8 protein-coding genes are annotated in these 10506 nt (G+C 64.3%); 6 read left to right on the top strand and 2 right to left on the bottom strand.

The genetic code is table 11. The features are described from left to right. Nucleotides 1–1816 (top strand): efflux RND transporter permease subunit (locus tag ACREB4_RS20870; RefSeq protein WP_431590165.1); only part of this gene is annotated, 1816 nt, incomplete at its 5' end. On the opposite strand, the gene ACREB4_RS20865 is transcribed toward ACREB4_RS20870, so the two are convergent. Together ACREB4_RS20865 and ACREB4_RS20860 are read right to left on the bottom strand one after the other, a co-directional pair. Next, a complete protein-coding gene (locus ACREB4_RS20865; protein WP_431590164.1) occupies nucleotides 1804–2253 on the bottom strand; it encodes a hypothetical protein in 450 nt (149 codons plus the stop codon). The genes ACREB4_RS20870 and ACREB4_RS20865 overlap by 13 nt on opposite strands. A 93-nt stretch (nucleotides 2254–2346) precedes the next feature. After that, entirely contained in the window at nucleotides 2347–3468 is a 1122-nt protein-coding gene (locus ACREB4_RS20860) for a GGDEF domain-containing protein (RefSeq protein WP_431590163.1), read from the bottom strand. A gap of 828 nt (nucleotides 3469–4296) precedes the next feature. Here ACREB4_RS20860 and ACREB4_RS20855 point away from each other — a divergent pair. The 5 genes from ACREB4_RS20855 to ACREB4_RS20835 all read left to right on the top strand — a co-directional run. After that, nucleotides 4297–4812, top strand: coding sequence for a sigma-70 family RNA polymerase sigma factor (locus tag ACREB4_RS20855; protein WP_431590162.1), 516 nt, complete (start codon nucleotides 4297–4299; stop codon nucleotides 4810–4812). Between the two features lie 126 nt (nucleotides 4813–4938). Beyond that, nucleotides 4939–5166: an MbtH family protein gene (locus tag ACREB4_RS20850; RefSeq protein ID WP_431590161.1), complete on the top strand. Its 228-nt coding sequence runs from the start codon at nucleotides 4939–4941 to the stop codon at nucleotides 5164–5166. Nucleotides 5167–5172: 6 nt separating this feature from the next. Next, nucleotides 5173–5901, top strand: a complete 729-nt coding sequence (locus tag ACREB4_RS20845) for a thioesterase II family protein (protein WP_431590160.1) — start codon at nucleotides 5173–5175, stop codon at nucleotides 5899–5901. Beyond that, nucleotides 5898–6878, top strand: a complete 981-nt coding sequence (locus tag ACREB4_RS20840; protein ID WP_431590159.1) for a TauD/TfdA family dioxygenase — start codon at nucleotides 5898–5900, stop codon at nucleotides 6876–6878. Before ACREB4_RS20845 ends, ACREB4_RS20840 begins: the two co-directional genes overlap by 4 nt. A gap of 36 nt (nucleotides 6879–6914) precedes the next feature. Beyond that, nucleotides 6915–10506 (top strand): condensation domain-containing protein (locus ACREB4_RS20835; protein ID WP_431590158.1); only part of this gene is annotated, 3592 nt, incomplete at its 3' end.

Here is a 10506-nt window from a genome sequence, read left to right as displayed (position 1 = left end):
AGTGCGCCGACCGTTGCTGTTCGGGCAGCTCATCATCATGGTGGTCTACCTGCCCATCTTTGCCTTGACCGGGGTGGAAGGGAAGATGTTCCACCCCATGGCTTTCACCGTGGTCGCGGCCTTGCTGGGGGCGATGGTCCTGTCGGTGACCTTCGTGCCGGCGGCCGTGGCCCTTTGGCTCACGGGGCCGGTCAACGAAAAGGACAACGCCCTGATGGCCTGGGCCCGGCGTGGCTACGAGCCTTTGCTGGGCAAGGCCATGGCCCGCCCCGCCTTGACCGTGTCGATCACGGCCGTGTCCCTGGGGCTGGCCGCCTTGATGGTGTCGCGCATGGGCAGCGAGTTCATCCCCAGCCTGGACGAACACGACATCGCCTTGCACGCCTTGCGCATCCCTGGCACCAGCCTGAGCCAGGCCGTCGACATGCAGGTGCAGCTTGAGCGCACCGTTAAGTCCTTCCCCGAAGTGGACACCGTGTTCGCCAAATTAGGCACGGCCGAGATCGCCACCGACCCCATGCCCCCGAATGTGGCCGACACCTTCGTCATGCTCAAGCCCCGCGACCAATGGCCGGACCCCAAGCGGTCCAAGGAGGACCTCGTCCAAGCCATCCAGGCCGCGGTGACGAAAGTGCCGGGCAACAACTACGAGTTCACGCAACCCATCCAGATGCGCTTCAACGAACTGATCTCGGGCGTGCGCAGCGACGTGGCCATCAAGGTGTTTGGCGATGACGCGCCGATCTTGAACGACACCGCCGAGCGGATCGCCAAGGTGCTCGAAGCCGTGCCCGGCGCCGAGGACGTCAAGGTGGAGCAGACCACCGGGCTGCCCATGCTCACCGTCAACATCGACCGCGAGAAAGCAGGGCGCTTGGGCTTGAACGTGGGTGATGTGCAGGACACCCTGGCGACGGCGGTGGGGGGGCGCGAAGCCGGATCGGTGTTCGAGGGCGACCGTCGCTTCGACATCGTGGTGCGCCTGCCCGAGGCTCGGCGTGGTGACCTTGATGCGCTGGGACAATTGCCCTTGCGCTTGCCCACCGGCGACGTCGGCGGGGGCGCTGTCTTTGCCCGCCTGACCGATGTGGCGACCATGGACATGGCCCAAGGCCCCAACCAGATCAGCCGTGAAAACGGCAAACGCCGGGTGGTGGTGACGGCCAATGTGCGAGGACGGGACGTCGGCAGCTTCGTGGCAGAAGCGCAATCCCGCATCCAGGGCCAGGTCAAGGTGCCGGCCGGTTACTGGACGAGTTGGGGCGGCACGTTCGAACAACTGCAGTCGGCCAGCCGCCGCCTGTCCATCGTGGTACCGGGTGCCTTGCTGCTGGTCTTCATGCTCTTGTTCGCCATGTTCGGCAACCTCAAGGATGGCTTGCTGGTGTTCTCCGGCGTGCCCTTTGCCTTGACCGGGGGCGTGGCCGCCTTGTGGCTGCGCGACATCCCGCTGTCGATCTCGGCGGGCGTGGGATTCATCGCTTTGTCGGGCGTGGCAGTGCTCAATGGCCTGGTGATGATCGCCTGCATCCGTGAGCTGCGTGCGCAGGGCATGGCATTGGAGCCCGCCATCCGGGAGGGCGCCCTGACACGTCTGCGGCCGGTGCTGATGACGGCGTTGGTGGCCAGCCTGGGCTTCGTGCCCATGGCGCTGGCGGTGGGCACGGGCGCCGAAGTGCAGCGGCCATTGGCCACGGTGGTCATTGGCGGCATCTTGTCATCCACCGCGCTGACCTTGTTCGTGTTGCCGCTGCTGTACCGCTGGACGCACCGTGAACCACGCCCAGCCAGGCCGGCGCCGCCTCAACTCGCTTGAACTTCGGACAGGAGCTCTTCGTCGGTCAACAGGTCGTCGTCGAGCTCATCGTCGTCCTGCTCGTCCAGCCATTCTTCCGAGGCCTCGGCGCTCACCTGGGCGTCGGCCAAGGCATCGCTTTCGCCATCGAGCGCGGGTGTGATGCGGTCGGGCATGATGTCCCCCGCTTCGCGCAAGTGCTCCCTGAACGCGGTGCCGCGCTCGCCCGTGCCCGAGGCATCGCTGTCCGAACCCAAGATGGATTGGTGTGTGCTGTCCCGATCGGCGCGCAAAGGTGTGCTCAGGTCTGACAGGTCCTGCTCGCTCTCGTCGCGGTTGAATTCGCCCAGGACATCGCTGCCGCTGTCGGACGAATCGCTGGGGCCCAAGGCCGCGGTGTCACGGCCGGATGAATAGGTGGCGGCGCGTTCGGCGCCCAGGATGCTGCTGGTGGACATGGCTCTTCTCCTTGAAGTGAGCGCGGCATGCAGGATGCATCCGCTGTCATGTCGTTCCGGCAATCAGGATGCCAGCTTTGTAAAGCCGGCCGTTCAGGCGTTCGCGACCACGCTTTGATTGCGGCCAGACGCTTTGGCCCTGTACAGGGCCCGGTCGGCGCGTTCGACCGTTTCTTCAATCGCTTCGCCAAGCCGGTGACCAGCGATGCCCGATGAGAAGGTCATGCGCAAGCCCGGCTCGGTCTGGCTGAGCTGGGCCCCGGCCATCGCCGAGCGCAAACGTTCAATGGCGAGCACCGGACTGCCAGGCGGAACATCGGGCAGCAAGACCAGGAACTCTTCGCCACCCCAACGGGCGATCACATCGGTTTCACGCAACAGGCTTTGGGAGGCCGCCGCGAAACCCTTGAGCACCTCGTCGCCAACGCCATGGCCCCAGTTGTCGTTCACCTGCTTGAAGTGGTCCAGGTCGATGTAGGCCACGGAAAACGTGAGCATGTTCCGTTTGCTCAAGGCGGCATGCTCCGCCAGCACTTCCAGCATCTTGCGGCGGTTGATCAAGCCCGTCAGCGGGTCCCGCGAGGCCATGTCCTGGATGCGCGCCAGCGCGGTGACCAGGTCGGCTTTCTGCCCATGCAGGTGCTGCCGCATCCGGTCGAGGTGCGCTGCCAGCACCACCACGGTGGGCACCATCGTGACCAGGAAAATGAAGTACACCCATTCCACGCGAGGCTGGTAGCGAACTGGATCGTCCACGCTCTTGAAAGCCATCACCGAGCCCATGACCATCACGGCATAGAGGCTGCTGAGGCGGGCGCGCTCAGGCGTCAGGTTGAAGGCGCCAAAAACCAGCACCAGGGCCACGAACATGAGGATGCCGCCATGCGCCTCGTTCGTCGCGCCATAGGCACCGGCAATCCAGGTGAGGGCGGCCAGAATCTGCGGCAAGGTGAGGGCGGGATCGGCAAACCGCCGGTTGAAGCCGCTTCGCAGGGCAATGTAGAACACCAGGCTGGACGCGAGCATCAGGCCCGACAGCAGTTCACCTTCCTGGGGGGCGACCAACCTGGACTGGACCGCGTAGGCGATCAAGCCGACACAGATGGCGATGAGCGCAACCGACCAAAGTGAGCGCACGATGCGTGTTCGCTGTGCGCGGTCTGTCGTCAGGAAGATGGCTGCGAATCTGCCGCCGCGCAAAGGTGTTGCGGGCATGCTTGGGGAAGCCATCGACATGGGAATCGAAGAACCCTCGGGCTCTCCTTGCACCATCGCCAAGGTGCGCTCCATCACGGCGCTCCGTTCGCCACGGCGGCTACTGCAATTTTCATGAGTCGGGTGGACAGCGTGGGCCAGTCGCGGCAGGTGGTATTTTGGCTGCCCCGACTGTCGGTCGTTGCACGCCAACTGAACAGGATGATGCGTGACAATAGGGGTTCAAATGCGACACGGTCGTTCATTGACCTTTGAATCTTGTAAAAGTCTTTCTGAATCAATGAATTGATGGTTAATTGAAATCCAGTGCATTAACTCTTCGACTTGCCCTTTGCTGCAGCGGATGCTGCACCCGAAGGCGCGTGGTCCGGAAGTGGGGCGCCTTGCCGCTTCAAGGGCACTGTGATCTGTGGACCACCACCGTCTTTGGCCGATTCACCAGAAGATGGTTGAGACGGAGACTTGGGTGCCGGCTGGGTTGAAGGCGGCCCCGAGGGAACAGGCGTGCTCATCTGGGCGTGCAAGGCGGAACATGACCACGCCAGCAACGCGCAGGCGGCAACAGGCTTGAAGGCAGCGAAGGTTTTCATGGTGGCTTTTACCCCTGTGGAAAAACATGCCTGACCCAGCAAGCGCGGTGCCCGAATCCACCATTCACCCAGCGCTGCCTCACAGGTGTCTCACTTTTGGAGCCCAAAGCGTCTAGGTAAGTACAGGGCAAAGATCGAATGACTTCCTTTGACTCTAAAAGTTAATAAGTCTCATTCAATTTTCTATGCCGGATCGGCGCATGCCGGGAACCTTCATTTGCAACAGGGATGCTGCACCATGTCATTGAGTTCTACCGAGCTGACGCTCGGCGAAGTTTTCGTGGCCAACAGGGCCTATCTCCGGCGCGTCGCGCAAAAAATCGTTCACACGGTGGACCTGGCCGATGAAGTGATCCAGGACGCCTACCTGAAGTTGATCCATGGCGGGATCGAACGCGAGATCCGCAAGCCTTTGTGCTACTGCTGCCAAGTGGTGCGCAACATGGCATTCGACTACCACCGGCAGCGGGCCGTGGAGTCGAACTACCGCATCTGTTGTGACGATGTGGAAGCGATCGGCCCCGTCAGTTGCAATCTTCCGGAGTTGACTTTCAGAGGCCGCCAGGCACTTGAACTCGTCGACAAGGTGCTGGGTGCGCTGGCGCCGAGGACACGCCTGGCGTTCGAGCTCAACCGCCTCAATGGCCTGACCCAGCGCGAGATCGGGGGGCGCCTCGGCTGCTCCGCGACCTTGGTCAATTTCATGATCAAGGAAGCTGAAACGGCCCTCAGCGATTGCCGTTACCTGCTTTGACGAAAAGACCGGGCACTAAACAGAAGCGGGCCTGTCCCGTCATGTAGTGCTGGAGGGGGTTTCGATGGCTGGCGCCTGACTGAGTCCCCCTTGCATTCATCCCGCCCAACCAAATGAGGACCCAGCATGTCGACAAGCTGTTTTGACCGTGAAGACGAAACCTTCATCGTTCTGTTCAACCATGAAGAGCAGTACTCCATCTGGCCTCATTGGAAGGCCGTTCCCGCAGGCTGGACCGCGGTCGATGGTGTCAAGGGAGACAAAAAGACCGTGACCGACTATGTCGAGAAAACCTGGACCGACATGCGGCCCAAGTCTCTGCGGGAGTGGATGGAACAGCAAGCGGCGCGGTGAGGCCTCATGCCGACACCCGTTTCTCTTTTGTGCCTGCCGTGCGCGGGTGCCAGCGCCACCATGTACCTGCGTTGGCGGCGCCTGCTGCCGCGGTGGGTCGAGGTGGTACCGGTCGAGTTGCCGGGGCGCGGCAGCCTGTTTTCGGTGCCCTTCGTGGACAACTTCGAGGCGCTGGTGTCCTGGCTGTGCCGAGACCAGCAACAGGCGCTGTCGGGCCGCTACGCTTTGTTCGGTCACAGCATGGGCGCCTTGCTGGCCCATGGGATGGCGCTCCGGCAGCTTGAAACCGGTGGCCCCTTGCCACAGGCCTTGCTGGTGGCCGGCAGTCCGGCACCGATGAAGCGAGACCCCGCGCGTTTCGCCGGGAAGCAGGACGACGCCTCGTTGATCGCCGACCTTCGTCAACAGGGCGGCACGCCCGAGGAAGTGTTCGCGAACGAGGAGCTCATGCGCCTCACGCTGGATGTGCTGGCCGCGGACTACCGCGTGTGCGCGAGCTTGCGTCCGGTGGCGGACAAACCTTTGCCCATGCCTGTGCACGCCTTGGGCGGTCGCCGGGACGATGTCGGCGTTGAACGACTGGAGGCCTGGTCCGCCGAGGCGGGGGGCGTTTTCACCGTCGATTGGTTCGATGGCGGTCACTTTTTCATTCGGGAGCAGGAGGCGCTGTTGATGCCGGTCATCGAGCAGCGGCTGACGAGCGCGGCCAGGGCGACCTTGGAGGCTTGGGCATGAGCGCCGCATCGCTTCACCTGAGCTGCTCCGCCACGCCCAGGTCGGCCTTGCCTGTCTTGATCACGCCTCCGGTCCCTGGCCAGACGCTCTTGCAGGCGATGGCGGACATCCGCCCACGAATCGACGAGGAACTTCGCCTGGCGGGCGGGGTGTTGTTGAGGGGTTTCTCGGTCCCGACGATCGAGTCCTTCCAGGCGTTCGCCGCCTCCTTCGGGCATCCCTTGCTGAAATATGAGTTTGCGTCGACGCCGCGCAGCGCGATGTCGGCTTCAGGGGTCTACACCTCGACCGAGTACCCCGCGCACCAGCACATTCCCCTGCACAACGAGCAGGCCTACACGCGCGAATGGCCGATGAAGATCTGGTTCCATTGCGTCAAGGCCTCGCCGATCGGTGGGGAGACACCGATTGCCGACAGCCGAGCCATCTACAGGCGCATGCCGGCGGACATCCTGGCCCGGTTCGAGCCAGGACTGCGTTATGTGCGCAACCACGGCGAGTTCGACGTGCCTTGGCAAAAGGTGTTCAACACGGACAGCCGGGCAGAGGTGGAGGACTTCTGTCGCCGCGCCAGCATCCAGTGGCAATGGAAGGATGACGGCGAACTTCGAACCAGCCAACTGTGCCAGGCCATCGAGACCCACCCCGTGACGGGCGAGCGGGTCTGGTTCAACCAGGCCCACCTGTTCCATGTCTCGAACCTCCAGGCGGAGGTGCGCGAATCGCTGGAAGACATCCTGGGTGTGGACAACGTTCCGCGCAATGTTTTCCTGGCGGATGGCAGCGTGATTCCCGACGAGGAGTTTGCCCGTGTGCGCGCCGTGTTGGACGCCGAAACCGTGATCTTTCAATGGCAGGCCGGCGATGTCCTGATGCTGGACAACATGCTGGCCGCCCATGCCCGGACGCCTTTCGAAGGGCCTCGCCAAGTGGTGGTGGCCATGGCCGAGCCGCACGGCAACCTGGGCAGGTTCTGACCCCGGATCAATCCAAAAACGGACATGGCGGATTCAATGATGACGAGCAAGCCTCAACTTTCCGGCAGACCGCTGGACTTCGTCACCCACTTGCATGGCTTGGCCCAGACCCGGGCGAACGACAAGGCGCTGATGGTGGCTTGCAGCCGCGATGGCCAGACCCTGGACATCGCGGTCAGCTACGCCGAGCTGGACCGGCAGGTCCGGGCGCTGGCGGCGCGGCTTCAGCAGGATTTCGGGCCCGGCGAGCGCGCCCTGATCATGCTGGACAACGATGAGCACCATGTCATCAGCTTCTTCGCGTGCCTGTACGCGGGCCTGATCGCTGTTCCCGTGTTTCCCCCCGAGTCCATCCGGCCACAGCACCTGGATCGGCTGACCGGCATCGCCGCCGACTCGCGGGCTGGCTGCATCCTGACCAGCAGCGCGGTCCAATCCATGATCGCCAGTGTCGGCGAAGCGTTCCCGCAGGCCCAGGTGATCGCGGTGGACAAAGTGGGCGAGGAGGGCGCCGAGCAATGGCGGCACCGCGTTCCGGCGCCGGGCGACATCGCGTTCCTGCAATACACCTCGGGCTCGACGTCCGCCCCCAAAGGCGTGATGGTGACGCATGGCGGCTTGATGGCCAACATGCGCGCGATCGAAGAGGGCTTGTCGGTCGAGGCGACGGACGTGTTCGTGTCCTGGCTGCCCCTGAACCACGACATGGGCCTCATCGGTGGTCTGCTTCAACCCATCCATCGGGGCATCCCCGTGGTGTTGATGTCGCCCCGGTTTTTCCTGGAGCGGCCTGTGCGCTGGCTGGAAGCGATCTCACGCCACCGGGGAACCATCAGCGGTGGGCCGGACTTCGCCTACCGACTTTGCCTGGAGCGTGTGACGGAGGCCCAATGGCGGCAGCTGGACCTGTCGTCATGGCAGGTCGCTTTCTCAGGCGCGGAGCCCGTGCGGGCCGAGACACTGCGCTTGTTCTGCGAGCGTGGCGCTTTGGCCGGCTTTGCCGCCGAGGCGGTCTACCCTTGCTATGGCCTGGCCGAGTCAACGCTGTTCGTGACGGGGGGCCTGCGTGGCGCAGGGCTGGTGGCCCAGCCGTTCTCGGGCAGTCACTTGGCCCAGGGCCAAGCGCTGCCTTTGGCGGAAGGGGGGCCCACCTTGGTGGGGTGTGGCCACGCACCCTCGGCACACCGTGTGGACATCGTTGATCCGGCCTCGATGGACGTCCTTGCACCGGGGCGCATTGGCGAGATCTGGGTCAGCGGCCCCAGCCTGGGCCAGGGTTACTGGGGCAAGCTGCCTGAAAGCCTGGCGACATTCATGGAGCGGGATGGTCGCCGCTGGTTGCGCACCGGTGACCTTGGTTTCATCCATGGCGGGCAGCTGTACATCGCAGGTCGCATCAAGGACATGGTCATCGTGCGAGGGCACAACCTCTACCCGCAAGACCTGGAGCGCGCGGTCGAGCGCGAGGTGGACGCGGTGCGGCAGGGGCGCATTGCCGTGTTCGCGGTCGATGGACCCCAAGGCGAGGGCATAGGCCTGGCGGCCGAGGTGTCGCGGGGCATGCAGAAACTCGTCGCGCCTGCGGCCTTGGTCGAAGCGCTCAGCGCGGCGGTGAGCGAACAGTGTGGCGAAGCTTTGTCGGTGGTGATGCTGTTGCAGCCAGGCGGCATGCCAAAAACCACCAGCGGCAAGCTGCAGCGTGGCGCCTGCCGAAAGGCTTGGCTGGAAGGAGCGGCCGATGCCTACGCCATCTACCAGCATGGGGCCTTCGTGTTGGGCGGGCCATCGGTGCTGCCGCCAACTGAGCCGGCGCTGGACGAGCTGGAAGCGGCGGTGGCGTTGATCTGGCAGGAGGTGCTGGGCCAACCGGCCTCGGCAAAGCCCTTGTCAAGGAACGCACACTTCTTCACGCAGGGGGGCAACTCGCTGACGGCCGCGCAAGTGGCGCTGAAGATGTCCATGACCTGGAACATCGAGGTGCCTTCTCGTTGGCTGTTCGAGCAGCCGCGTTTGGCGGAGTGCGCCGCACGGGTCCGGCAGGTGCTGGTCGAAGGACCGAGTCTCCGCCAAGCCGCCTTGGCCATGCCGCCGACCCGCCTCGGATTGGCGGGACATCCCGCGGCCCCCTTGTCCCATGCCCAACGGCGGCAGTGGTTCCTTTGGCGGCTGAATCCCAGCGACACGGCCTACCACGTGGCTGCCGCACTGCACTTGACGGGGACGCTGCACCTGGAAGCCCTGCGTCAGGCGCTGGCCGGCTTGATCGAGCGGCACGAATCCCTGCGGACCGTCATCGACCTTGGCGCGGATGAACTCGGTGAGCAGCGGATTCTGGAGGCGCTGGACTTGCCCATGGCGGTGACGGACCTGTCGGCGTCGCCTTGGCCGTCCCGCACCTTGCTGGCCGATGAAGCGGCACAGGCCTTCAATGCCCGGCCTTTTGACCTCATGCGGGGGCCTCTGTTCCGAGTGGCGCTGTTGAAGCTGGATGACGATCAGCATCGCCTGTTGATGGTCATGCACCACATCGTGTCCGACGCGGCGTCGATGCAGGCACTGGTCGATGACCTTGCCGCGCTTTACCAGGCCGCATTGCGCTCGGAGCCAGCGGCGCTGCCCGCGCTGACGACCCGGTATGCGGACTATGCGAACTGGCACGGCACCTGGCTGGCCCAGGGCGCTGGCGAACGCCAGTTGGCCTACTGGCGTGCCCAGCTTGGCCCGGATCACCCGTCATTGGCCTTGCCGACCGATCACCCACGCACGGCCTTGGCCCGATACCAGGCCGCACACCACCTGGTCCAACTGCCCCAGGACGTGCTGACTGCCTTACGGGAGTCTGCCCATGCCCAGGGCGCGACCTTGTTCATGAGCCTGCTGGCGGGCTTCCAGGCGCTGATGCACCGGCACACCGGACTGGACGATGTCCGCGTCGGCGTGCCAGTGGCCAATCGGCAGCATGCCGGCATCGAATCGGTGGCCGGGTTCTTTGTCAACACCCTCGTGATGCGCCAAGTCATCCATGACAAGATGTCCTTGGCAACCTTGTTGGCCGGCACCAGGCAAGCGGCGCTGGACGCACAAGCGAACCAAGACCTGCCCTTCGACCAACTGGTGGAGGCCTTGCAACCCGAGCGCAGTGCCAGCCACGCCCCCTTGTTCCAGGTGATGTTCAATCACTTGAGCCGGGATCTGCGGCGTTTCGAACGGCTGACGGGGCTGGCCGCGGCGGTGGAGGCCATCCCCGGTCAGGCGGCGCAGTTCGAGCTCACCCTGGAAACGGTTGAGCAGGCCGACGGCCAGGTCAGCGCCAGGTTCATCTTTGCGCGGGAATTGTTCGAACCCGAAAGCATCGGGCGGCTGGCCGACCACTATGTGTCATTGCTCAGGGCCCTGGCGAGATCCCCGGCTTTGGCCGTGGGAGAAGTCGACCTGTCGGGGGACATCGATTGCACGCAGGTGCAGCGGTGGGGGGATCGCTCCATCTGTGTGCTGGCCTCTGACCCGATCCACGTTGTGATCGAACGGCAAGCGCGGCTGCAGCCGCAAGCGAAGGCGGTGGTGCACGACGGCGATTCGCTGAGCTACGCGCAACTCGATGAACAGGCCAACCGCCTGGCCCACCGCC

The organism is Aquabacterium sp. (assembly GCF_050725395.1).
Taxonomy (GTDB): domain Bacteria; phylum Pseudomonadota; class Gammaproteobacteria; order Burkholderiales; family Burkholderiaceae_C; genus Aquabacterium.
The sequence above is the reverse complement of the archived record's forward strand: the minus strand, read 5'-3'. Positions and strand labels throughout refer to the sequence as shown.